Consider the following 25,772-nt stretch of genomic DNA (forward strand, 5'->3'; position numbering starts at 1 on the left):
CGCATTAGCCTATTGTTATACTGTTGCATTCTAAAAAACAACCTAAAACAAAAGTCCCCACCTAAGTGAGGACCACTATTAAATCGCCTTACTGTATTGTTTCTCGCTTCTCCGCTAAATCAAGTTCGAGTTGTTTCGTACGTTTTTTATTTAATGGATAGAAGAATACGAGAATAAGGAATACTACAAAGTACGTAATAGCTGGTGTCAGTGTTGCCACTGTATAAATTCCATCCTTCACCTCTTGTGCTTGCACGGTAGCTGCATTATTATAGCCGACAAATGTAAGTGCAAATCCTGCTAGTCCTCCTGCAAATGCCTGTCCCACTTTTCGTGCGAAGGAATACACCGCATAGACCGTACCATCTTCACGAGAACCAGTTAAATACTCCTGATAGTCAATTGCATCTGAAACAAAGGCCCAGATAATTAATTGTAAAAACGCAAATCCGAAAAGCCCAATAGCATTGATTGTGAAAAATAGTGGTAAAGATATATTTGGAATTAAATATAGTATTAAATAAGCAATACCCGCTATTAACATCCCAGCTGCACCAAGCTCTTTTTTACCAAAACGCTTTACGAGCGGTGCCAGGGCTGGCATTGCAAGAAATACGGCACCACTTTGAAGTAAACTAAATATACTTAAAAGGGCTGCATTTTCAAAGTAGTCTTTGAATAAAAATACGTTAATGGAACCAACAAGCATCATGGTCAACATAAATAATAAGGAAGCAATCAAGAGCGTAATTAATGGCTTATTTTTCAAAAGACCTTTAGCCGTTGTCGCAAAACTGAGTTTTTCACCAGCTTTTTTCTCTGGTTGCTGGATACGTTCTGTTGATAAATTTACACAAGCCATATAACATGCAATAGCTAAAACGGCAAATATGACAGCCACCGTGAATAAGCGACTTGGAGAAACTTCATTATTCACAAATACGATGAGTGGTGCACCTGCACTAATTATAAGGTTCGCAGCCATCGCACCCGTTGTTCTCCATCCAGATAGTGATGCACGATCAGTGGAATCGCTAGACATAACGGAAGCCATAGAACCATATGGAATGTTTACCGTTCCGTATAGTGCCGCCCACGCCATATAGGTAACATACGCATAAGCTAAATAAAAGCCATCGCCCATACCAGGAATATGAACAAAAAGTAACACCGTAGTTATCGCGAGAGGGAATGACATTCGAAAGATCCAAGGCTTAAATTTCCCTTTTGGTGTTGTCTTCCTCGAGTCGATAAAACGCCCCCAAAGAACATCTGTAACCGCATCCCACAATCGGGCAATTAAGAAAAGTGTACCTACTGCTGCAGCACTGATACCGAAGACATCGGTATAGTATACCATTAAGAATGTACTTACAAGAATAAATGAGAAATCGTTTCCAAAATCACCGAATAAATAACCTATCTTGTCTCTCATCCCAAATGGGCGTACGGATGGTTTTAGCTCGTTTGGTGATTGTTCAGGTGTTTTTAATGCAGCTTGACTCATTTTAATTCCTCCTAAGAATTTGATTCATTGAAGATTATCTTTAACTTCTCAACCTACCTAAGTATCGTATCCACAACATAAAACCGCTTTCATAATAGCGAATCTTCCATACCCGAATACTATGAATAGTTACATGTTCTATATGTAAATAATTATTTTGTTTTATAAACAAACTAAAAAGGAAGAATGATTTGGTTCTGGTTAAGCAAGCCATACGGGGGGTTATTTATTAACTCTATGCCTCTATTTAACAAACCAATAACTAAATCGCTTTCAATATATGCAATTTTAAAATTAATTTCATTATATTTGTCTTCTTATTAATTTGTCTACTAAACTAACTAAATATTATTTTACATGTAAGCGCTTGTAAAATCAAGTGCTTTTTTTCTGTTTTTTGTGACTAAATGGTTACGTCTGAATTTTATAGAAGCGTAAAACTACCCAGGATTATTTACTTACCACTATTAATGAATAAAAGTTATTGCCCACAATGTATCGACACATGATTCAAATTTATTAATAGCTCATGCAAAAAATGCTGATCACAAGTAGTGAACAGCATTCATCTATTATTTATTTTTAACAAAGTGTATTATATTGCTGGGTCTTCAATGTTTTTAGGCTTATCCTTCATTTCTGCAATTGTAGCCTGAATTTCCTCCATTTTCTTATCATCCAGTTTATAGAATTTCATCATTGTAATAGATATTCCTAATAATAAGGCTGGAATTCCGAATGCTAATAAGATGGTCATTGTAAACAGTGGTGTTGTTAATGGATCATCTATCGTTGGAAATTCGTTTTTAAAACCAATCATTGCAACAGCACCCCCCACAATTGCAGGTGCTAAAGAAGTCACTAGCTTATCAATAAATGAAAACAGTGTTCCTAGCATTCCAGGTATATAGCGGCCAGATTTGGATGTTTCATAATCAGAAACATCGGCTATCATCGGATTAACAAGTGCTGACGGAACGCCGCCGAATCCAAGTGCAAGTGTATATAAAACAATGAATAGAATCATCCCTATACCAATATTTGAAAGTGACATCGAGGTTGGATCGTCTATTAATAAGAATAATGCAATAAGACCAACAAAAGAAAGGAATGTTATCCAGGATGATAGAATAAAGGATTTCCTCATTCCAGATTTTCTAGCGATCCCGACAGCTAGAAATGTTATTAATAACACCGGAATAACTGTTATCATGGAAACCGTGCCACTCATCCCATAGTCACCCAATAATATTCCGAACAACATAACCATAACTACAGAATATCTCAATAGGGAGAATGCCAGCTTGTCTGACGTTGTTGCAATACTTAACAATTGTAATGGTCGGTTTCCTTTAAGAATTTTCCAGTAATCACGAAATCTTGTATTTGTTGTGTCTTCTGCTAAACCATAAAATTCTTTACGATCTTTTCCTGAGATTGCAATAGCTGCTAAAATTGTAAAGATGGCAGAAGCAATTAATGCAAGTGCATTTAATTCTGTGAATAGCCCCATCGTAAAGCCGCCATATTTTGCAACCAAATAAGATGCAACATAAACCTGACCACCTGTAAACAGAACTGTATTATATACCCCATCGAAAACTGCATAGAGCGGTCGCTGTTTTGGATCATTCGTTAATACGGTTTGAGCAGCTTTTGTAATTGTTGTCTGGAAGGTATAGCCAATTACATATAGTGCATAAATCAGCACGAAGAATATAAATTGCATGGACTCTGGCAATATATGTGTCACATTATACATTAGCAAAACAGATGTTGCTAAGATAATATTCCCCAAAATCATTAACGGACGAAACTTCCCAAATCTAGACTCCAACTTATCAACAATGAAACCTACTATAGGGTCTGTAATACCATCGAAAATCCGCATAGCTGTTAAAACTGTACTTACTGCTACAACTGCTAAACCAGCTATTCCCGTAGCATAATAGGTAACAAACATGAGAATAAACATATAAAGGTTTGTCGCCGTATTGTTTAATGCAAAAAGGCCTATTTGCCATATCTTCGCTCTGTTGTAAACTTTTCCATTATCCACTATTGTATCTGCCATTTCATTTCCCCCTCAGCTATAATTAAGCGCTTTCAAATTGTCGATTTTTTATGAAATTACAGGTATTACAGAGAAAATCTAATTTAAATTTATTTGTTTGTTTGGCATGCAAACTAACTAAACGATATTCAGCTAATGAAGACGTCTTATAATGCAGAAATTATGGGGCTTTGCTGGTATTTCATTAGATTCCAATCTTATGTGAGAAAAAACAAAAGTCTTTGTAGTACACCTGTTAATACTTTCTTTCACTTTAAACATTTATAATTATTTTAAAAATTAGTTAATTCAATAAACAAAACTGCCCTCCTTCGATACAATATTATTTGTTCATCAAACAAACTAAAACTAAAATCTTTTCTTGATTATAATTGAAAGCGCTTTAAATGACAAGCATTTTTTTTAGCTATTTAAGCAAGTATTTTAAGAGGAATATTTTCTACAAAACCCCCGTCTCTATTAACGCAAAGAGCAACAAAATTTGAGTAAAACTGAAAGAGCTTGGAATTACGCTCACTAAACAGCAAAAAACCGTCCCGAACTATACTATTCAGGACGGCCAGCTCTATTTAGTAATTACTACAGCTTCCTCTTGTGTTCTTAAGCATAATTCTGCTGCTTTAAAGGCATGATCTTGGGTCATTGCATTTTCAGTACGATGAATACAGTCCTTGATCAACTCACCAAAGAATGGGAAGCCAACTTCACCGGATAGGGCATAGTGCTTCTCGCCATCTTTGTTAACAAGGTAAAGATGATCCCCTGTTTCTTCTCTTGCTACATCAACGTATTTACGAATCTCAATCGTACCCTCTGTTCCTGTAATAAATGTACGGCCATCTCCCCATGTGGACAGACCATCTGGTGTAAACCAATCGACCTTGAAGTAAAACGTTGCTCCATTGTCTCCTACGAGTGTAGCATCTCCATAATCCTCTAACTCAGGATAGTTCGGATTGTTATAGTTTCCAACTTTACTATGCAAGATACGCGCATTTTCATTTCCAGTAAAGTGTAAGAATTGTTCAATTTGATGGCTGCCAATATCGCATAAAATTCCTCCATATTGCTCTTTATTAAAGAACCAATCGGGACGACTATCCGCGTTTAGACGATGAGGACCAAAGCCTGTCACTTGGATAACGCGGCCGATAGCCCCATCGTTAATTAACTGACCAGCAAATACAGCACTTTCTACATGAAGACGTTCGCTAAAATAAACCATATACTTTTGTCCTGTTTTCTCCACGATACGCTTCGTTTCTTCAAGCTGCTCCATCGTTGTGAATGGCGTTTTATCCGTAAAATAATCCTTGCCAGCCTTCATAACCTTGTTTCCTAAAGCACTTCTTTCAGAAGGAATGGCTGCTGCCGCTACTAATTTAATCGATTCATCATGTAAAATAGTTTCGAGTGACGATGCCACCTCTACTTCAGGAAATTGTTCAACAAACTTCTGCACCTTTTCAGGATCTGGATCATACACCCATTTTAATGTTGCCCCTGCCTCTATTAAACCGTTACACATCCCGTTAATATGACCATGGTCTAATGCGGCAGCAGCAATTGGAAACTCTCCTGCTTTAACGACAGGATTTGGCTTTCCTTTTGGCGCATAATTCATTCCATCTCCGTTTCCCATATCTCACCAGCTCCTTTAAGTCAAATATAATCTCTCGTAAGTAATAATCAGCTTATAGTCCCCCAGTTAAAACCAATCTGCGTATCCAAGCTTTCTCAAATTTTCAGCAGATGTTTGCAGACAATCAAATGGATCTCTGCCATACGTATCATCTTGTTCAATTAGGAAGTATTTTGCTCCGCTTTCCAGACCAGCTGCAATTACTGCCGGAATATCCAAATTTCCTTCGCCTACTTCAGCAAATTCTATGAGATTGGTAAACTTGTGGAAAAACGCAGCCATATCTTTTAAATCATCTTCGTTCACATCTAGCTTTCCAATTCGATAGTCCTTCAAATGTAATAAGGCAATTCGATCTTTGTATTCTTGAATAAATGTTACCGGGTTTACTCCCGCACGCTGAATCCAGTGAACATCGAGCTCAAAGCCAAGCTTTGATGTATTGTTTTTCATCATATCAAGTAGGTATTCACCATCATACTTTTGGAATTCAATATGGTGTGTATGATAGTATAATTCGATTCCATGCGCTGCTAATCTCTCAGCCATTGCTTCGGCACGTTCAATAAATGCAAGAATTTGATCTTTATCACTCATTACATTTAATGGAAGCATCCCAATACGTATATAGTTACAGTTAAGTGTCTTACAATCCTCCACGATTTTTTCGAAGTCCTTGCTTAATGTTTCCCCTGGAGCACCTGGCAGCATCGGCTCTAATCCAGCAGAAAGTGCAGCAATTTCAATATTAAATTCTTCACTTGCTTGTTTTAACGCCTGCACATTTTCTACTGTCATCGGAATTTGCGAAACCTCAACAGCACGAAAGCCAAGTTCATGCAGTCGTTTCATTGTCTCGTATGCACCGATCTCTTCGACTTTACCTTTGAGCATCATCATTTGTACGCCAATTTTGCCTTTTGTCATTGGTATACCTCCATTTTTATCGTTTTCTTAATTTCAGATGATCTGCGAATTGCACTAATCATTTCCATGGACTTCTGTGCATCTTTGACATGAATGTAATTGTCTGTATCATTTTCAATACAGGTATAAAAGTGATTTATCAATTTAGAATGGCTTGCACCGTAATAGAATTTCGATCCAGGAAGCTTACTGTCCTCTATTACGCTTTCTTTTATTCCATCTTCATTTGTTTTTGTAAGGATACTATCTTTAATTGTTAACTTTCCTTTTTCTAGAATTACCTGAAATTCAACCGATGAGTTCGTTGCATTTGTGACGGTTGCAAAAAACAATCCTGTTGCCCCGTTTGCAAATTGAATATTCGCTGTCGCAGTATCTTCGACATCATAGCCATAGTCAACTAGGTTATCGATCGAACCTCGTATCGTTTCGATTTTCCCGCCAACTAATTGCATTTGATCTAACGTATGGATAGCTTGATTAATCATGACGCCACCGCCCGCTAGCTTAAACGTTCCTCGCCATGGCTTTACATCGTAATATTCCTTTGGCCTGAACCACGTTACTAACCCTTTTATTCCTGTTACTTTGCCGTATTTTCCACTCTGAATTAGTTCTTGAAGCACTTCAAATGACTCATTCAAACGATTTTGGAAAGCGACGCAAATCTTAACGTCCTTATGCTGTTCTTCTAATTCAGCTAAAAACATACCTTCTTCTGCATTTCTTGCAAGAGGCTTTTCTAAAAGAACGTGCACCCCTTTTTCGACACATGCTTTTGTAGCCGGGTAGTGCAGGTGATGTGGCAAACAAACATGGACACAGTCTAATTCCTCTTTTTCTAGCATTTCATGATAGTCATGATAAAAATGAACATCTGGGAACGATTCCTTTAAGTTTGTATTTGTATCACATACTGCAACTAAAGCTACGTTTGAATTCTCCTTTATAGCTGGTATATGGATTTTGGAAATATCACCTAAACCAATTACTGCTACCTTCAGCATTATTTGGTACTCCCTTCACTAAAGCTTATTAGAAAAACAGGGCTGCGGGAGCCCTTGTTTTTCTATCTATAAGCGATCCTATCTCCTTATTTTGGGATAGGGCTCTTCTTTTCTTCTTCGATTTTCTTCGTTAACGCAGCAAAGTATTCGTCTTCGTCAACTGGTAACTCTACTTCTTTTCCTAACCAGCTAGATAAGTGAATCGCATTTGCTAGTGCAACACCATTGATTCCATCGCTACCAGGAGCAAGTAATGGTGTTCCTTCAAGGATGTTGGCTGCGAAGTTCTCCATTACTGAAGTATGCTGTTCTCCCCATACACTTTCAAACTTTATTACTTCTTCATCATAAATCTCTCCAGGACCAGCACCCATGAAAATTCGCATTACGTCCTGCATATCCATTGTTGCACTCATCTCCGACTCAGGAGTTTTCAAGCGTTTAATTGTAACGGTTTCACTATCGTCAACAACAATTTTCCCTTTATCGCCATGGATTTCAAAACGGTCTGTACCCATAATGTCATGTGTACATGTGATAAATGTACCTGTAGCACCATTTCCATAGTCAAGCAATGCTGTTACCTCATCTTCTACAGCAATATCTCTTTGGTAGCCATATTTTACATTGGAGTAAACTTTCTTTGGCATACCAGCAATCCACTGAAGCAAGTCCAATTGATGTGGTGCTTGGTTCACAAGAACTCCTCCACCTTCACCTTCCCATGTTGCTCTCCATGCGCTTTGATCATAATATCCTTGTGGACGCCACCAAGTCGTAATAATCCAATTTGTACGTCGGATATTTCCAATTTCACCATTATCAATAACTTCTTTAACCTTTTGATACAATTTATTAGTTCGTTGATTAAACATGATGCCAAATGTAAGCTCTGGCTTTGTTGCAGCAAAGTCATTTAGTTCCTTAACTTGCTTTGTATAAACACCTGCTGGCTTTTCAACCAATGCATGAACGTCTCTTTTTAGTGATTCAATCCCCATTTCTGGATGGAGGTAATGTGGAACACACGTAACAACTGCGTCTACATCTCCACTCTCCAACATATCAATGTAATTATCGTAAAAAGGAGCATCTGGATACTTCTCTTGTGCCAACGCTTTTTTATCAGGATCTATGTCACAAATTGCCCCAACTACCATATTCGGTACTCTTCCTTCAGTAATAAACCCTGCATAAGCCCCACCTTGTGCACCTAAGCCAATAATACCTAATCTTACTTTTTCCATTATCCATTCTCCTCACTATATATTTTTAGACGTTTGCGACGAAATTCGCCCGCTGTCATGCCTACATGTTCACGAAAATAACGACTAAAATGCGAAGCGCTTTCAAAACCACTTTCAATCGCAATTTCCTTTATACTCTTTTTTGGTTCCATCTCCAGTAAATACTTCACCTGTGTCAATCGGGATGCCATCACATACTCCATTACTGTAAACCCCGTCATTTCTCTGAATAAATGAGAAACATAGGACTTACTTAAATTCAATGCCTCAGCAATCGATCCAACTGTTAATTTTTCCATATAATGCGCTTGAATATATTTCAAAATGTTTTCAACATGCTCCGCTTTTTCCGACTTTTTGTCGATTAGCTTCTTGGAATCCTTTTGGCCTAAATTATATACACTGATTAGCACTTGGAGTAAGAGTACTTTCAGCTCCGTTTCTAGATGAAGCTCCTGGCGATTCGTTACCTGGCTTAATTCAGAGAGCTGTTGAATAAGCTTCTCTAATGCCTTTGATTCTTCATTTTCCTTCGTTCGAATTAAGCAGTGGTGCAGCCGTTGAAATGCTTCTAATAAATACATCGCTCCTAATTCCTCAAGTACAGACTTCACCCATTTTGGTGAAAAATGAACAGCACTACGAATATACTCACTATTTGGATGGACATGTGGTTTATGCAATGTCATCCCATCCATGATTAGAATATCCCCCGGTTCCAAGTCATATATTTGGTTATGAATCAAATAACGGCATGTACCAGCGTGAAAGAAGTAGATTTCATATTCTTCGTGGGCGTGGTAGTCAAATGGCTCATTCGTACCTCGCATTCGATAAAACGCTATCATTGATTGGTTCAAACAGACCACTCCTTTCAGAGGTCTAATTTAATTTTATATGAATGATATAATAATAGCATTAGCCTAAACTGTCTGTTATTTATCAAAAATTGACTGAGAGTGCTTTTTTAAAAATTATCTTAGATAATAGCGTAACAAAAAGGGTCTGTAATTAGCCAATAATATCTATTTTTCATGTCAGAACTTAAAGATTGAAAAAGACTTACCAAAAAACACCACAAACCATCCGTGTAAACGATGATTTGTGGTGTCTAAGCTAGACTTCTTATTGTCCAAATAAATTTGGCAAGAACAACGAAAACTCTGGTATATACGCAACTAATAATAACACGAGAATCATAACACCATAGAAAGGTAACATGGCCTTTGCTGACTTCTCTATCGATATTCGACCAATAGCAGAACCAACGAAAAGCACCGAACCAACTGGTGGTGTAACTAGTCCAATACCTAAGGCTAAAATTAATACAACTCCAAAATGAACGGGATCCATTCCAGCGCTCGATCCTCCACATGCCGCTAATACATAGCTACAAACAACAAAACCGAGATTAATGTCAACGCTTTCTTTTTCATTTAATTCCCACTTAAATATTATTTGTTAGCCAAACAAACTAAATGTTAATCTCATTATAAATGAAAGCGTTTTTATTTAAGGTTTTTTATACACAAAATAATGTCATATTTCAGTTTCCCGTTTAAGTTTTATGATTATTAGGTAGTAGAAAGCAGATAGTACATTTATCCTGTACTATCTGCTTCATTTACTACAAAAGCAGGTATGCAACTATTGACCCTATCCCGCCAAACATAAACGCATATGGCATATTATTTAATGTAATTCGGTACGGATTCTGTCCAATGTTCATCGAGGTTAACTGAACAACCAGTCCATAAGAGCCGACCGTTAATGTAGAAACTGCGCTTGTTGTTAAAACAATCGCAAGACTGGTAGGATTCATTGTTTCAAGCAAAGTAGCAATCACTCCACTTAATATTCCAATCGTCGCAATTGGATGTACCCCAAACATACTCATAAAAATAAAAATGAGCTGAATTACAATAAAAATAAGAAATGGATAATCGATAATAGCTAAAACCGGCTGCTGAATAAACTCTAAAAACGATGTGTCACTAATACTATTCGCAAAGAACGCCAAGGTAATAAATAAAACAACAAAATTTTGCATTGCATTTGTCTTCTGCTTCCATGTATTCCAACCAATTATCCAAAAACTGCGTCCTCTTTTCATAAGTTGAGCCCATATAAACGCAAAAGGAAAAATAATAATTGTCACTGTAAAAATAAAATCTATATTAAATAGATTTCCTAACGTAATCACAAGCGTTAGAAATACAACAAGAGCAAACATTAAATGAATAATTTTTTTTGCTATCTCTTTCATACTTATCGTTTCTGACGCAGGATTGTCATAGAAATACTTCTTATAATGATAACGTCCCCAAAATGAATCAAGTAGAAATGTAATACCTGCAATCAACAGAAGCCAAGGCAATAACGAAACATAATCAGCTCCCGTGGTGAAAATCGATACAGCTAATAAGATCTCTAGCGGACTCCATAATAGTGCTAATGTATAACCTCTAAGTGTCGCGGTGCCAACAAATGAATTTCTTACCTTTTTATTCAAGGAGCGTAAGTTATCTTTTAACACATCTTGCGAAATATTTGCGGCTGATAAATTTAAGAAAGCTGCTAAGGTAAGGGTTGTAATTGATCCACGTGGATAGAGCTTACCCAAATCCGAAACATTTACGTTTAGTAGATTGTTCAAACTTCGATCAAACCGGCCACTTCTTACAACACTGTTCATCCATGGCAGCATTGCTAAGAGAGTTAGAAGTGACATGTTCGATGTAAGCAAGCTAGGAATCTCTAGCAGTGAGTGATTTGATGTTAAAAAAGCAATACCCCCAACTAAAATAAATGCCGCTCCAAGTATTCTAAATAGATTAGATGCACCGATGAATGATATTGCTACCATCATTAAAGCGAATATTCCGATGATGTAATTAAGGGAATCACTTTCGATAAACACATTAACGATATGTATGATAAATACACTGGAATAGAAGATATATAAATAGCTAAAGACTGGATGGTGTTTCATTATGTCCTCCCTTCGTTACTCACCTCTGAGCAATTGTCAATTCAATTGAGTAACAATTTATTTGTTTATACATCAAACAAATCTATCATATATGTAAGCGCAAGCAATTTCAAGATTATTCATTAAAAATACAATCAATTAGAATTGAAGATACTCAATTAATTCTATTTTATAGGTTGGTGATGACTACGCTTTAGGATTTGGTCTATCGTATGTAAGCGCCTCACTATTGATCGAAGAAATTAACCGTCTAGCAGAAGCTGGAGAATTCGCGAATCATGGGGCTGCTCGTTACCTCCAGGCACAATTAAACCCGGTAGTAAAATTCGAAAATCAAGGAAATGCCAAAAAGGTTGTTCAGCACGTTAAAAAGTTTAATAAAAAATTGCATCAGCAATATGATAAAGATTTTATCTCTAAAGAGGGGTATGAAAAGCTTTATGCCTATGCTGCTGAATTGCTGGAAATCTGGAAATAGAGAATAAAGGAAACCGTTAACGTTCAATTTAAGCTCGAGTGTGCTTTATGCCATTCGAGTTTTGTTAATTCCATTAAATAACAAAAAATCCTTTACAATAGAAGTACAGATAGCTACTTCAATCGTAAAGGATAATTTTTAAATTTTTCTTCTAATAAATTTATATATACTTAAGAGATAGACTATCCAACCCTAAAAAATCGTTTCGCATTCTCATAGCAAATATTTCTAACATACGTTTCAAGCAACACCATATCTTTGGGAGCCTTTCCTTCTTCTACCCACGTTCCTAACAGGTTACATAAAATCCTGCGGAAATATTCATGTCTAGGGAAGGAAAGAAAACTTCTTGAGTCTGTCAACATCCCGATAAAGTTACTAATCAATCCCATATTGGCTAATGTCTTCATCTGATCTTCCATTCCATCGATTGTGTCATTAAACCACCATGCTGTTCCAAATTGAACCTTTCCAGGAACCTCATCCGTTTGGAAATTCCCTGCCATTGCAGCAAGAATATTATTATCACGTGAATTTAAGCTATATAATACTGTCTTTGGAAGCTTATTCTGAATATCCATTGCATCCAGCAAATTAGATAATTTATCAGCAAGAAGGTTGTCACCGATTGAATCAAACCCACTATCGGGCCCTACATGCTTAAACATTCTTGTGCTGTTATTACGTAATGGATTGATATGCAGCTGCATGACCCATCCCTTATCTGCATATAATTCGCCAAGAACAACTAGTGTGTATGTTTTAAACTGCTCGACTTCCTTCGCAGACAACGTTTCACCCTTTAAACGTTTTGCAAAAATGGATGCAACATCATCCCTCGTCGCCTTTTCATAAAAAATCACATTAATTCCATGATCTGAACTACGGCAGCCTTGCTCGTCAAAGTAATCGACACGATTCGCAAGCGCATCTAAAAAGGCACCATAGTTATCAATCGACATATTTGCAGCTTTTTCTAGCTTTTCCACCCAAGGTAAAAAGTCATCATTTTCAATAGTTAAGCCCTTATCTGGACGGAATGATGGTGATACAGTTACAGAGAAATCATCTTTAGCAAGTGCTTTATGTGCTTCTAAATCGTCTGTTGGATCATCTGTTGTTCCTACAAATTCAACATTTTTGTTCCTTAATAAAGATCTAGTTGATAGCTCTGGCGCCTGAAGCTTGGCATTCGCTTCTTCCCATATTGCTGGCGCAGAATCTTCATTAAGCAGCACATCAATGTCAAAGTAGCGTAGCAGTTCTAAATGTGTCCAGTGGTATAAAGGATTCCCTAATGTGTTAGGCACTGTTTTTGACCATGCAAGAAATTTCTCATAGTCACTTTTATTTCCAGTAATATAATCTTCAGCAATCCCATTAGCACGCATACCACGCCATTTATAATGGTCACCGCCTAACCACACTTGAGCTAAATTCGAATAGTTTTTATCCTGCAGAATTTCATGCTGGTTCAAGTGATTATGATAGTCAATAATTGGTAAATGCTTTGCAGTATTATGGAAGAGCTCACGTGCTGTCTCATTATAAAGTAAAAAATCATCTGTTATAAACGTTTTCATTTTCAATCAACCTCTCATTCTTTATATATTAGTTAAAACATGAACCTTCGATCTGTTTCCGTTTTATAATTTGTTTGATAAACAAACAAACATGACTATATTATAATACTATATGTAACCGCTTTATTTTTCAAGTGTAAAGTAAAATAAAACCTTGATTTCCCTATGGACACTATATCCAATTTGTTTCGATTTGCTTCTGCGCAATCAAAAGCCCCCTTCACAATGAATATTTCTCATTTGTTGAGCAATATTCATTGCAAAGAGGGGTCGGTTATTTATACTAATTTAAAAATGATTCACAGATTAACTAAAAGTAATGATATCTGTGGAATAAATGCAATTACAACTGCCGTTAAAATTAAAACAATGATAAATGGGAACGCTCCTTTTATGACCTGTGTAAGCGACTCTCCAGTTATCCCTTGTGCCACAAATAGGTTTAATCCAAACGGAGGGGTAATCATTCCTATTGATAATGTAACGATCATAATGATACCAAAATGTATGGGATCTATTCCTAGTTCGTAAACCAACGGTAGAAATAGAGGAACAAAGATTAGAACCGCTGCACTTGTGTCCATAAACATCCCTACAATTAGCAGAATTATTATGACCATTAGTATAAAAATCACTTGAGTATTTGCATATTCAAGAAAAATAGATGCGAGTTTTGTAGGGATTTGCTCATAGGTTAAGTACCAACTAAATACATTAGACGCTGCAATTACAAGCATAATCATTGAAGAAATGACTACAGACTTTCTAGTACTTTCAAATAATTTTTTGACGTCCATTTCTTTATAGACAAAGAAACCAATTATCAAACTATATACAATCGCAACGGCTGCTGCTTCCGTAGGTGTAAAAACACCTACATAGATACCACCTAAAACAATTACAGGTAGTAAGATACCCCATATCGCTGATTTAAAAGAGCTCCATAACTCTTGTAAGCTAGCTTTACCTTCTGGCTTATGACCTTCTCTCTTTGCAATTATGAAACTTACAATAACTAAAACAAATCCAATAAATATACCAGGTATAATTCCTGCAATAAATAAATCACTAATGGATACTTCAGCAGAAGAACCATATACCAGTAAAGTTATACTTGGCGGAATGATTATACCTAGAGTTCCCGCAGCAGTCATTAACCCGATGGAAAATTTACGAGAATATCCTGATTCTCCCAACGAGGGAATCATTACACCACCAATTGCTGCAACTGTAGCTGGACTTGAACCAGAAAGCGATGCAAAGAACATCGAAGATATAACCCCAGCAATTGGCAAACCTCCAGTGACCCATCCAACTAGTTTTTTTGCAAGGTCAACCAATCTCCTTGATGTTCCGCCCACTAACATTAAATCTCCTGCAAAAATAAAAAATGGAATCGCCATTAAAGTAAAAGAATCTATTCCCGAAAAGATATTTCTAGCAAATACATCTATTGACATTCCCTCTTGAATCATTGCAATAAAGCTAGATAAACCAATTGCTATTGCTATAGGAGCGCCAATTATTAACAAGATAACAAAAATTAGTATGATCATTTTTCTGCACGCTCCTCTACTGACGAGGATTTCACTTTTCTAATTTGATTTAGGCTTGCGACATCCTCAAATAGTAATTGTATAAATCTGTAAAGCATAAGGGCTCCGCCTATTGGAAGTGATAAGTAAGGGATTGCCATTGGAATTCCAACGGCTGGAGTAACATTGCCGAATTCAACTACATTTGAAACTGTTATCGTACCAGATCTTACAAGAATAAAACAAAAGGCTATCCCCATCAGATTAGCAATAATGGAAAAAATCCTTTTTGGTAATGGTGGTAAAAATGCTACAACTGCATCAACAGTTGCATGTGCTTTCTCTCTCACAGCAATACTGCTACCGATAAGAACTAACCAAATAATTAAATACCTTGCAATTTCCTCAGACCACACTAAAGAATTATTAAAAGCATATCTTAAAACAACTTGAATAAATACAAGTAAAGAAGCTATAAGAAGAGAAATCACCGCAAAATACTCTTCCATATGGTTTAAAATTTTATTTACTCTATCCAAAGAAATCCCACCTTCTATAAACAAAATAAAGTACCATGCTGAGGTTGTGAAATCATTAATTATCAATTATATTCAGCAATATGTTACTTCCTTCCATCTCACTAAATTGATCATAGGCTCCAGACATCGCCTCTCTGAATGCTTTCTTTTGTTCTGAAGATAGTTCATTTATTTGAATATTGGACTCATTTAACACTTTCATGTACTCTTCCTCGTCTTTTAAAGCTTCTTCCCATTGCCAATCGGTAACTTCTTGAGCGACTTCATCTATAGCGACTTGCAGATCTTCTGGGAGTTTATTATAAAAATCGCTACTAATTACTAGAGGATATGCCATATATCCATGTCCACTTAACGTAAGGTAATCTTGCACCTCGTAAAACTTTTTACTTACAACATTTGATAGCGGATTCTCTTGTCCATCAACCGTTTTTGTTTGTAGGGCAGTATATAACTCGGAAAAATCTATAGAAACACCGCCAGCATTAACTTCTTGGAATTGCGCTATTAGGAGAGGACTTTGTGATATTCTCATCTTTAAACCGCTTATATCTTTCGGTGTTTCGATTGGCCGTACAGAATTTGTAAGATGTTTAAAACCACCATCCCAAAAATTAAGTAAATGCAAACCTTGCAACTTTAGCTTTTCACCTAATATTTCACCTAATTCTCCATTAGTAGCTTGATAAGCTTCTTCCCTACTTTCAAATAAGAAAGGTAAATCAAATATCTCAAACTCTTTTACAAAAGTTGGCAGCACACCAGTAAATGGTGCATTCATTTGTACTGTCCCTGTTTGTATATGTTCGATTATTTCTCTATCACTACCTAGTTGTGAATCCGGATATACTTCAACTTTGATTTGACCATCCGTTCTTTCCTCAATCATTTCCGCAAATTTTTCTGCGGCTTTCCCTTTTGCTACAGAGGGAGTCACAACATGTGCAAACTTAATCGTATAATTCCCATGACCTTCACTTAAAGCTTTATTATCATGACCAAAACCAACAGCAATCAATAACAATATTAAAAATGCACCCCCAGCGATAATGTCTTTTCTCTTACCATTCATATAACTCCTCCTCAGTCCTAATGTTAACGCTTACAAATAGTGGAATGTCTTATTCATTTCGAATAAACCAAATCTACTACTTTACTTTTAAATGAATAGGCCCTTTAATACGAGGTCAACACTATTATTCTTTAAGGACGCAGGAAAGAGAATAGCGAATCAAACTATTCTCCATCCTTCCTTACACATGTTTTACAAAACTGTTCTTCATAAGCTTAAGTACGTCCTCCCCAGGCATATCCCATAGTTCTTGATTCATGATTTCAACCTCAATTGGTCCATGATAGCCCGCTTCTTGAACTGCTTTTCTTATACGACGAATTTCTATTACCCCATCCCCCATCATTCGGCGGGCCTTAAAAGTATCCGTAATTGGCACATTCCAATCCGATACATGAAAACCGAGAATCCTTTCCTTTGCACGAGCAATCTGTTTATATAGTTCTGGGTCCCACCATACATGAAAGACATCGACAACAACCCCAACTTGATCGGGTGAATATTCTTGTGCTATTTTATTTGCTTGACCAAGTGTCACGATTACGGAACGATCAGCTGCATACATCGGATGAAGTGGCTCGATTCCCAGTCTCACACCACAGGATTCAGCAAATGGAACAAGTTGTTCAATTCCTTCTTCTACCCACTGACGAGATAAATCGATATTACGATCAGGTGCTGGTCCACAGACCAGTACAAGCACATCCGTACCAAGTTCAGCGGCTTCTTCCACTGCTCGTTTATTATCATCTAGGTTTTTCCGACGTTGTTCCTCTGTCGCTGCTGGAAACATCCCACCACGGCATAGACTTGAAACCTTCAGACCTGTACCCTTTATGATTCGTTTACTTTCTGCAATTCCGAGTGCTTCTAATTTGTGGCGCCATATTGATATCCATGGAACTTCAGCTTGTGCACAGCCGATAGCTGCTTCCTTTAGGTTCCACTGTTCCGTTGTAATTTGATTCAAACTAAGGTATTTTAACAAGGATGTGTCTTCTGCCATTACTTACGCCTCCTACTATGTTACATAAATTGCTTGGATGGTTGCATGATACCCGCTTGAGCCAGGACAATTTTCATTCTTTCCGCAGCTAGCTCTGGATCCTTTAATAATCCTGCATCATCTGCCATCACGAATAAGTCAGACAAATGAATGATGGAACGTTGCCCTTCTGCTCCACCAATCATACGAAAATGGGATTGATGGCCATTCAAATATGCCATAAACACAACACCAGTTTTATAGGCATACGTCGGTTTTTGGAAAATATGGCGCGATAATGGAACGGTTTTTTCTAAAATTGCATCATACTGTTCGATATTATTCGCATCCAGTGCGTGCATTGCATTTGCTGCTGCAGGCGCAATTGCATCAAAGATTCCTAGTAGGGCGTGAGAATAACCTTGTTCATCGCCTTTAATCAGGTCAGGATAGTTAAAGTCATCCCCTGTATACATTTTGACGCTATCAGGAAGAAGACGCCTCATCAATATTTCCTTTTTATCATCCAGTAGGGATATTTTAATTCCATCAATCTTACTCTCGTTCTCTTTAATCACTTGTAGACAAACATTCATCGCTTGATCGACATCCTCATGACCCCAATAACCTTTTAATGCTGGATCAAACATATCACCAAGCCAATGTAAGATGACTGGTTCGGAAACCTCATTCAATACATTTCGGTAGACGCGCTCATAATCTTCTGGAGTCTTCGCACACGCAGCTAAGGCGCGGCTTGCCATCATGATAATACGACCACCCTGTTTCTCAACAAATTCACATTGCTCAGCGTAGGCTCTTTCGACTTCTTCTAGCTTTAAACTTGGATGTGGAAGCAAATGATCTGTTCCAGCTCCACAAGCGATCCATCCGTTTACAGAATTCGCTTCCTTTACAGATTGTCTTATTAACTCTTTTGCATGTTCCCAGTACAACCCCATCCCGCGTTGGGCAGTATCCATTGCTTCGGCTACGCCTAAACCTAAAGACCATAAATAGTGGCGGTATTTTAGAGTTGTTTCCCAATCAATTTTACTGTTTTGAATTGGGTCTGTATCTGCAAGCGGATTGGCAACCACATGCGCTGCCGAATAAACAATACGGCTTTTAAATGGGACCTCTGGTATATGAACAGAAACAGGATCTTGTGGTGTATACGTATATAACTCTCCGTTTTTGTTCGGCAATTTTATAGAATTCACCAACACTACCTCCTACACATTCACCTTATTTTTAACCCCCGGTACTGCAACCCATCGACGTTCATTCCATGATTGCAGTGCAGCTTCTGCAAGCTGAATCCCTTCTGCTCCTTTATATAAATCCAATGTATAGGTTTCATCTGCAACAACATGTTTTAAAAACATTTCCCACTGAATTTTAAAGGCATTATCAAATACTTTATTGTCTGGTACCTCTTGCCAGTGCGATTGGAAATCAAATGGATTTGGAATGTCTGGATTCCAGACTGGCTTTGGCGAGTTAACACGATGCTGGACTTTACAATCTCTTAAACCTGCCACAGCGCTCCCTTCGATACCATCCACTTGTACCGTAAACAAATCGTCACGATTTACACGGACTGCCCAGGAAGAATTCGCTTGAACAATCACACCATTTTCCAGTTCAAACATCCCATACGCTGCATCATCTGCTGTTGCAGTATATATGTTACCGCCTTCATCAACGCGTTCCGGAATATGAGTAGCTCCAAGACAGGAAACGGAATCAATTTTCCCGAAAAGATCTTGTATGACATAACTCCAATGTGGATACATATCGACAATCATTCCACCACCATCTTCTTTTCGATAATTCCAAGATGGGCGTTGACCTTCTTGCCAGTCCCCTTCAAAAACCCAATAACCAAAATCCATCCGAACACTAAGAATTTTCCCAAAGAATCCCGAATCAATTAGGCGTTTTAATTTTAATAGTCCTGGAAGATATAATTTATCTTGAACAACCCCGTTTTTTACTCCAGCTTCACTTGCTAATTGAGCAAGTTCAATCGCATCCTCAAAATTTGTTGCAGTTGGTTTCTCACAATAAATATGTTTTCCTGCTGCAATTGCTTTGCGGATTGCTTCAGACCTTCTTACCGTTGTTTGTGCATCAAAATAGATCTGATTATAATCATCAGATAATGCCTCATCGAAATTTGTTGTCCAACGTGATAATTGATGGATTTTTGCTAATTCTTCTAAGCGATTTGCACGTCTTCCAACTAAAATCGGATCAGGCATAATCTTATCACCACTAGATAACTCAATTCCCCCTTGTTCACGTATCGCAACAATTGAGCGAATTAAATGCTGATTTGTACCCATACGTCCTGTTACTCCGTTCATAATTATCCCAATTTGATGTACAGTCATATTTATCCTCCTGAATAATTTATTTCTTAGCGCTATCATACAATCATTTTTATGATAAGTCTTATTATTCAAAGAATTTAATTCTCATTTTCGGAAATAAAAAATAAGCACGTTATGAAATGCGATTAAATCAGTTCAAATGATAAACGTGCTTACATAAATTCAATTTATTCGGTTGATAGTTTCTCAAAAAATCCCTTTTAACCGGAGTACTTATTTTCTAAGCGAAATTTTTTTGGCGAGACTCCAGTGAATTCTTTAAATCTCCTATAGAAAGTAGCAAGTGATTCAAAACCTATTTCAAAACAAATGGAAGGAATATCATTATCTGTCTCCACCAGTAACTTTTTAGCCACTTCCATACGTACTTCATTCAAATATTTCATTGGAGTAGTGTTATATTGTTCTTTAAAAATAGTATTGACATGGCGGGTACTGATTCCAATTTTCTGAGATAACTCTGTAGCATTTGTAACTTCAAAATAATGTGTATCCATATATTTACGCAAGCGCTCCGCGCGAAAAGTATTTGCATTCGTTATACTTGGTTCTTTTCTGTTTCTAAGAAGAATAAGTAATAACTCAGATAAACAAATCTTCATAGACATTTGATTAATCACTTTCCCCTGTGATTGCTCGTAAAGCATTCTTCTTAATAGCTGCCTAACATTTCCTGACGTGAATAGATTCATGTTGATTAACCTTGTTTCATCAAAACAATGTTGATGAAGCAGCATTTTCATGTCGTTTCCAAACTCGTCCATTTCAAACTCAAGAACAAGCACCGTCATTTTTGTATCAGAGGTAATGGAATGAGGAGAATACGGAGTAATAAATGCTAAACTGTCTTGTGTAAATGAATGAACTTGCTCATTCAATATAATCTCTCCGCTATTTTCCAATACGTATAGAATTTGATGTATCTGGTGATAGTGTTTCTGAACTAAATTTCTATCTTTATGTTTATTTTCTCTAATCCTAATACTGTTTTTCAATATATTTTGATTTCCCAACATAACACCCCCAGCCCATCTATTACTTCATTCTAAAGAATCAATTGTTTCCACATACATGAACAATCACAGTATCAATATGTAACATATTACCTCTAACTTCATCTCCAAACAATTTTTAAATGTTTCATTTTGATAATAGTGGTGAAATATACCTTCCATAATACTAATTTAATTTCAGCTCTCTAACCTTCGCTGGTACAAAAACTCGATATTAAATCCCTTTAAAAACAATTTGTTTCAAATCCAAAAAAGGCTTTGGGATATAAACCCAAAGCCTTTCCAAAATTTCTTATACAAACAAACTCAGCGCCAGTACAAACACTAAACCACAAACAGAAATCAGTGTCTCGAGCACCGTCCACGTTGCAAATGTTTCTTTCATTGTTAAACCAAAGGATTCTTTTACAATCCAGAATCCAGTATCGTTTACGTGAGAGGCAATAATACTACCTGCACCAGTTGCAAGTACCATTAACTCTACATTAACATCTGTGCCTACCATCATCGGCAGAACAAGACCAGCGGTTGTTAATGCGGCAACAGTTGCAGAACCTTGTGCAAGTCTAATTAAAGCAGCAATCAGCCAAGCTAGAATTAATGGTGAAATTGTACTTCCTTCAAAGATCTGTGCTACATAATCGCCAACACCACCATCAATTAATACTTGCTTTAATGAGCCTCCAGCACCAAGGATTAATAGCATCATACCAATAGCTGCTATTGAGCTCTCGGCAGACTTCATTAAGTCTTTCATTGGAATCTTCCTTGCTACACCCATTGTGTACACAGCGAGCAAAACAGAGATCAGCATAACTGTAGTAGGCGCACCTACCATTGCAACAAAATCAAAGAAAGCATTATCTGTTTCTGGCTCCCTTAATAACGAAACAATGGTTGAAATTGCCATCAGAATAACAGGGAATAATGCTGTGAAAGCACTAATTCCAAAACTTGGTGTATCTTCTAATTTAAATTGTTTGGCATCACCAATTGAAGCCATACTGCCTGTAGGCGTTTTCTCAAATGCTGATGGTGCGTATTTTCTTGCGATTTTTGTAAATAGCGGACCCGCAATAATAACCGTCGGGATAGCAATGATAAATCCATAAACCAATACCATCCCTACGTTTGCACCATATTCTTGGGCAATGACCGTCGGGCCTGGATGCGGCGGCAGGAACGCATGTGTAACAGATAAAGCCGTCGTCATTGGCAATCCTAACCAAAGGAATGATTTATTAATTTGTTTGGAAATCTGATAAACAATTGGAATTAATAATACTAGGCCTACTTCGAAAAACAGTGCAATACCAAGAATAAATCCAGCTGCTACAACAGCCCATTGAATTCGCTTTTCTCCAAATTTATCAATTAATGTCATTGCGATACGCTGGGCACCGCCTGCATCTGCAATCAATTTTCCAAGGATTGCTCCGAGACCGAATACTAATGCAATACCACCCAGTGTACCTCCCATTCCAGCTTCAATCGTTTTAACGATTTGATCTACTGGCATACCTAGCGCCAATGCAATTAAGAAGGACACAACAACTAATGAAATAAATGTATTCAAATTAAACTTCATAATTAAAATGAGTAATACAACAATACCTAATGCAACAATTAGTAATGGCATAACTTTCTCTCCCCTTATGTCTTTACTTAGATGTGTAATGAACCGTTTTCATTCAAGGCTGTATGAGGATTTAGCAAACATCTAAATCCTTTGTTATAGCCTTGGAAACTATAAAATTTGAATGCTGTGTATAACTTAGATGCCGGAGCAGCCAAGTCCACGAAGCGCCCAACGACTAGCGAGACTTCCCTCACCTCATGACACGATAAAGAAGACTTGCCGATTGGCTGCGCCAGAGGCTTAGTCGCACTTATACCCTGGCGGTGAAAGTCAACATCGACTCCAGGTAAAAGGATGGCCGACTAAAACCAGGCTACGCCTAACATCGGCATACCCCTAAAGGGGCATGTTTCCTTTTAGATGAACTTGACTTTTCGCCCATAACGGCGAAAGTCATAGTTCATCTTATACTTTGGAGTGAATCTCCTACGTAGGAATGTTCGACAGGTCGAACCACCCCAAATTTCGGGGCGCAGTCCGTACGTCGCTAACCGGACGCTTGCGCTTTTGTTCTTATTTATCTAGTCATTCAAACTCAATAACTGCTTTTCTCACTTTGTCTGGGTTTTTCTCAACAAATTCAAATGCCTCTTTTACTTGATCCACATGGAAACGATGTGTCACAAGACCATTATGCGTTAACTTCTTAGAATTAATCAGCTCTACCACTTTCCCAAACTGATTTGTTTGTAGCCTTGAACCAGTGATTGTCAGTTCCTTTTTCGTGATGTGCATCATTGCAATTGATGAAGGAGTTGCATTGAAACCTAACGTAACAACATTACCTGCAGGAGATGCTACTTCAACAGCTAATTCGAATGTTTGCGGCACACCTACTGCATCAATGACAACATTGGCACCTTCACCATTTGTAATTTCATTTATTTGACCGCTTACATCAACCTCAGATGGGTTAATCGTATAATCTGCTCCATTTTCTTTCGCAAACACTAAGCGTTCGTTTGTAAAATCTGAAATAATAACGGTTGCCCCACGAAGCTTGGCCAATTTTAGAACCGTTATTCCAATAGGTCCTGCTCCTTGAATAAATACAGTTTGACCTTCCCCTACGTTTCCTCTCCATGTAGCTTGGGCACCAATTGTATAAGGCTCAGCCATTACAGCTTCATCCCATTCAATCTCGGAATCTACTTTATGAACTTGTTTGTCTTCTAGAACTACAAATTCTCTCATTCCACCATCTTCATGGACACCAAATACAGAAACTTCTTTACAGACATTTGGTCTACCGTTTTTACATGCATAGCATTCCCCACAGTAGGTAATTGGTTCAATAACAACATGATCTCCAATCGATACTTTAGAAACCCCAGAACCAACTTCGACTATTTCCCCTGTCACTTCATGTCCAACAATTCTTGGGTACGTTGCAAGTGGATTTGTACCGTGGTAAATATGCATGTCCGAGCCACAAATTCCTACTCGCTTAATTTTTACTTTCACTTCGTTTTCCTTTTCAAGCTCTGGTACTGGAATATCCAAAACCTCAATAATATGCGCTTCAGGTATTCTAATCGCTTTCATTATTTCACCTCTGAAATCACTTATTTAAATGCAACAATCAAAAAATTATATATTATCACATTAGCGTGAATTTTTAATTTGTATACTCAACAAATTTACAACATTACCTATTATAGTTGTAAGCGTTTAGAATAACAAGTGTTTTATAGGATTCCTTTTTTGGAAATAAACAATAATTATTGCTCGCTTATCTAAAGATTAATCTTAGAATTATCGTATACCTTCAGCATCTATTTACAGAAAAAAGACCTTAAAGATGCCGCATCAGCCCATCTTTAAGGTCTTTTTAAACGATTTATCAAAAGCTAAACTGACAATGCTTCAGAGATATAATGATTAATCCCCTTTTTTCAGTTGACTCCAAACTTCCTCATAAACACGCTTCAATGGAATATCGTGAGTTTCTGCAATCTTTCTACATTCTTCGTATTCTGGAGAACTTTGAAATACTTCTCCATTCCGAACTCCCTGTTTCACCGTTACAGGTCCCCATTTCGTATCTACTTTCGTAAAGACCCGTTCCATTCGATGGACGGTTAATGGGTAATAACGAATACCAAGTGTGGTTGTTTCCCGCAGTAATATTTCCTTCATCTCTTCAATGGCTTCTTCGCGGCAAAGCAGCTGTAGTAACACGCCTGGCCGATTTTTTTTCATGTAAATAGGTGTGTAAAACACATCATTTGCACCAGCATTAAAGAGCATGTCCATCACATACCCTAGCCACTCACCAGAAATATCATCTAAATTAACTTCCATTTTAATCATGTGATTATCAATATGCTCTTCATTTGGAGGTCGATAAGAATTCAGATCAATACACCTTCTTTACCATTACACTTTATTCGCTAAACGATCAATTAACACTGCATTATACGCTCCACCAAAGCCATTATCAATATTGACAACACTTACACCAGATGAGCAACTGTTTAACATGGAAAGCAGTGCAGAGAGCCCTTGGAAATTGGTTCCATATCCCACACTCGTTGGAACAGCAATTAATGGATTAGCGACAAGTCCTCCGACAACACTTGGAAGTGCACCCTCCATCCCTGCCACTACAATGGTTACAGTTGCTCGTTGAATCGCTTCTAAATTATCTAGTAAGCGATGGAGTCCTGCAACTCCGACATCATAAATACGTCTGACATTGCTACCCATAACCTCAGCTGTTATTGCTGCTTCTTCTGCCACCTTTAAGTCTGATGTTCCAGCACAGACGACAGCAATGTATCCTTGATCTCGATTGGCTGGTGATACTTCACGTTTCCAATAAATTAACGCTGCAGTTTCATCATAGTGCAATTCTGGATGCTCTTCTAAAATAGCACTCGCCTTTTCTTTTGCAACTCTCGTAACAAGTACATTATTACCCTTCGTTTTTATTGCATGGATGATTGCTTGAATTTGCTCTACAGTCTTTCCTTCACCATAAATTACTTCTGGAAATCCTTGCCTTTTCGGGCGATGATGATCAACCTTAGCAAAGCCTAGGTTCTCGTATGGAGCCAATTGTCCCTTTGCTTGTTCGATACTGATTTTTCCATCTTGCAGTTGTTTTAAAATTTCATCCATCACGTTTCCT

Annotated in this window: 22 protein-coding genes; 1 reads left to right on the forward strand and 21 read right to left on the reverse strand. The window is 37.4% G+C overall.

Annotation, left to right across the window (positions count from 1 at the left end; genetic code table 11):
* Nucleotides 1-88 precede the first annotated feature (88 nt).
* The 9 genes from NYE61_RS12690 to NYE61_RS12730 all read right to left on the reverse strand — a co-directional run bounded on the left by NYE61_RS12690 (nucleotide 89) and on the right by NYE61_RS12730 (nucleotide 11,396).
* Nucleotides 89-1,507 carry a glycoside-pentoside-hexuronide (GPH):cation symporter gene (locus NYE61_RS12690; RefSeq protein WP_095313405.1) on the reverse strand — a complete coding sequence of 473 codons (1,419 nt, stop codon included), beginning with the start codon at nucleotides 1,505-1,507 and terminating at the stop codon, nucleotides 89-91.
* A 595-nt stretch (nucleotides 1,508-2,102) separates the two neighbouring features.
* Nucleotides 2,103-3,581: an MFS transporter gene (locus tag NYE61_RS12695; RefSeq protein ID WP_303449507.1), complete on the reverse strand. Its 1,479-nt coding sequence runs from the start codon at nucleotides 3,579-3,581 to the stop codon at nucleotides 2,103-2,105.
* 565 nt (nucleotides 3,582-4,146) lie between these two features.
* Nucleotides 4,147-5,223 carry a Gfo/Idh/MocA family oxidoreductase gene (locus tag NYE61_RS12700; RefSeq protein ID WP_118890073.1) on the reverse strand — a complete coding sequence of 359 codons (1,077 nt, stop codon included), beginning with the start codon at nucleotides 5,221-5,223 and terminating at the stop codon, nucleotides 4,147-4,149.
* A 66-nt stretch (nucleotides 5,224-5,289) separates the two neighbouring features.
* Nucleotides 5,290-6,150: a sugar phosphate isomerase/epimerase gene (locus tag NYE61_RS12705; RefSeq protein WP_303449510.1), complete on the reverse strand. Its 861-nt coding sequence runs from the start codon at nucleotides 6,148-6,150 to the stop codon at nucleotides 5,290-5,292.
* Nucleotides 6,147-7,157, reverse strand: coding sequence for a Gfo/Idh/MocA family oxidoreductase (locus NYE61_RS12710; RefSeq protein ID WP_303449512.1), 1,011 nt, complete (start codon nucleotides 7,155-7,157; stop codon nucleotides 6,147-6,149). Before NYE61_RS12710 ends, NYE61_RS12705 begins: the two co-directional genes overlap by 4 nt.
* 86 nt (nucleotides 7,158-7,243) lie before the next feature.
* Entirely contained in the window at nucleotides 7,244-8,404 is a 1,161-nt protein-coding gene (locus NYE61_RS12715; RefSeq protein ID WP_303449514.1) for a Gfo/Idh/MocA family oxidoreductase, read from the reverse strand.
* Nucleotides 8,404-9,264, reverse strand: coding sequence for an AraC family transcriptional regulator (locus NYE61_RS12720; RefSeq protein ID WP_303449516.1), 861 nt, complete (start codon nucleotides 9,262-9,264; stop codon nucleotides 8,404-8,406). The genes NYE61_RS12715 and NYE61_RS12720 overlap by 1 nt, the downstream gene beginning before the upstream one ends.
* Before the next feature lie 265 nt (nucleotides 9,265-9,529).
* Nucleotides 9,530-9,757, reverse strand: coding sequence for a TRAP transporter large permease subunit (locus tag NYE61_RS12725; protein WP_303449518.1), 228 nt, complete (start codon nucleotides 9,755-9,757; stop codon nucleotides 9,530-9,532).
* A gap of 274 nt (nucleotides 9,758-10,031) precedes the next feature.
* Nucleotides 10,032-11,396 carry a hypothetical protein gene (locus NYE61_RS12730; RefSeq protein ID WP_303449520.1) on the reverse strand — a complete coding sequence of 455 codons (1,365 nt, stop codon included), beginning with the start codon at nucleotides 11,394-11,396 and terminating at the stop codon, nucleotides 10,032-10,034.
* Nucleotides 11,397-11,625: 229 nt separating this feature from the next.
* Between NYE61_RS12730 and NYE61_RS12735 the strand changes: the two genes are divergently transcribed.
* Nucleotides 11,626-11,874, forward strand: a complete 249-nt coding sequence (locus tag NYE61_RS12735; RefSeq protein ID WP_303449522.1) for a hypothetical protein — start codon at nucleotides 11,626-11,628, stop codon at nucleotides 11,872-11,874.
* Between the two features lie 182 nt (nucleotides 11,875-12,056).
* On the opposite strand, the gene uxaC is transcribed toward NYE61_RS12735, so the two are convergent.
* The 12 genes from uxaC to larB all read right to left on the reverse strand — a co-directional run bounded on the left by uxaC (nucleotide 12,057) and on the right by larB (nucleotide 25,765).
* A complete protein-coding gene (uxaC, locus tag NYE61_RS12740) occupies nucleotides 12,057-13,457 on the reverse strand; it encodes a glucuronate isomerase (protein ID WP_303449523.1) in 1,401 nt (466 codons plus the stop codon).
* A 299-nt stretch (nucleotides 13,458-13,756) separates the two neighbouring features.
* Nucleotides 13,757-15,013: a TRAP transporter large permease gene (locus NYE61_RS12745; protein ID WP_303449525.1), complete on the reverse strand. Its 1,257-nt coding sequence runs from the start codon at nucleotides 15,011-15,013 to the stop codon at nucleotides 13,757-13,759.
* Complete coding sequence (locus tag NYE61_RS12750; RefSeq protein WP_251660937.1) at nucleotides 15,010-15,531, reverse strand: TRAP transporter small permease; 522 nt, start codon at nucleotides 15,529-15,531, stop codon at nucleotides 15,010-15,012. The genes NYE61_RS12745 and NYE61_RS12750 overlap by 4 nt, the downstream gene beginning before the upstream one ends.
* Before the next feature lie 55 nt (nucleotides 15,532-15,586).
* The gene (locus NYE61_RS12755; protein ID WP_095313429.1) at nucleotides 15,587-16,603 is read right to left on the reverse strand and encodes a TRAP transporter substrate-binding protein; all 1,017 of its coding nucleotides are present in this window, start codon (nucleotides 16,601-16,603) and stop codon (nucleotides 15,587-15,589) included.
* Nucleotides 16,604-16,784: 181 nt separating this feature from the next.
* Nucleotides 16,785-17,609, reverse strand: a complete 825-nt coding sequence (locus tag NYE61_RS12760; RefSeq protein ID WP_118890063.1) for a sugar phosphate isomerase/epimerase family protein — start codon at nucleotides 17,607-17,609, stop codon at nucleotides 16,785-16,787.
* Between the two features lie 20 nt (nucleotides 17,610-17,629).
* The gene (locus tag NYE61_RS12765; RefSeq protein WP_303449529.1) at nucleotides 17,630-18,814 is read right to left on the reverse strand and encodes a dihydrodipicolinate synthase family protein; all 1,185 of its coding nucleotides are present in this window, start codon (nucleotides 18,812-18,814) and stop codon (nucleotides 17,630-17,632) included.
* 9 nt (nucleotides 18,815-18,823) lie between these two features.
* The gene (locus NYE61_RS12770; protein WP_095313435.1) at nucleotides 18,824-19,987 is read right to left on the reverse strand and encodes a Gfo/Idh/MocA family oxidoreductase; all 1,164 of its coding nucleotides are present in this window, start codon (nucleotides 19,985-19,987) and stop codon (nucleotides 18,824-18,826) included.
* A 200-nt stretch (nucleotides 19,988-20,187) separates the two neighbouring features.
* Entirely contained in the window at nucleotides 20,188-21,000 is an 813-nt protein-coding gene (locus NYE61_RS12775) for an AraC family transcriptional regulator (RefSeq protein ID WP_158586291.1), read from the reverse strand.
* A 292-nt stretch (nucleotides 21,001-21,292) separates the two neighbouring features.
* Nucleotides 21,293-22,639: a gluconate:H+ symporter gene (locus NYE61_RS12780; protein WP_095313439.1), complete on the reverse strand. Its 1,347-nt coding sequence runs from the start codon at nucleotides 22,637-22,639 to the stop codon at nucleotides 21,293-21,295.
* Nucleotides 22,640-23,164: 525 nt separating this feature from the next.
* Nucleotides 23,165-24,184, reverse strand: coding sequence for a zinc-binding alcohol dehydrogenase family protein (locus NYE61_RS12785; protein ID WP_251660940.1), 1,020 nt, complete (start codon nucleotides 24,182-24,184; stop codon nucleotides 23,165-23,167).
* Between the two features lie 336 nt (nucleotides 24,185-24,520).
* The gene (gene larC / locus NYE61_RS12790; RefSeq protein WP_095313446.1) at nucleotides 24,521-24,997 is read right to left on the reverse strand and encodes a nickel insertion protein; all 477 of its coding nucleotides are present in this window, start codon (nucleotides 24,995-24,997) and stop codon (nucleotides 24,521-24,523) included.
* A 21-nt stretch (nucleotides 24,998-25,018) separates the two neighbouring features.
* Nucleotides 25,019-25,765: a nickel pincer cofactor biosynthesis protein LarB gene (gene larB, locus NYE61_RS12795; RefSeq protein ID WP_095313449.1), complete on the reverse strand. Its 747-nt coding sequence runs from the start codon at nucleotides 25,763-25,765 to the stop codon at nucleotides 25,019-25,021.
* Between the last annotated feature and the right edge of the window lie 7 nt (nucleotides 25,766-25,772).

This window comes from Oceanobacillus sp. FSL W7-1304 (assembly GCF_037969805.1).
Taxonomy (GTDB): Bacteria; Bacillota; Bacilli; order Bacillales; family Amphibacillaceae; genus Oceanobacillus; species Oceanobacillus profundus.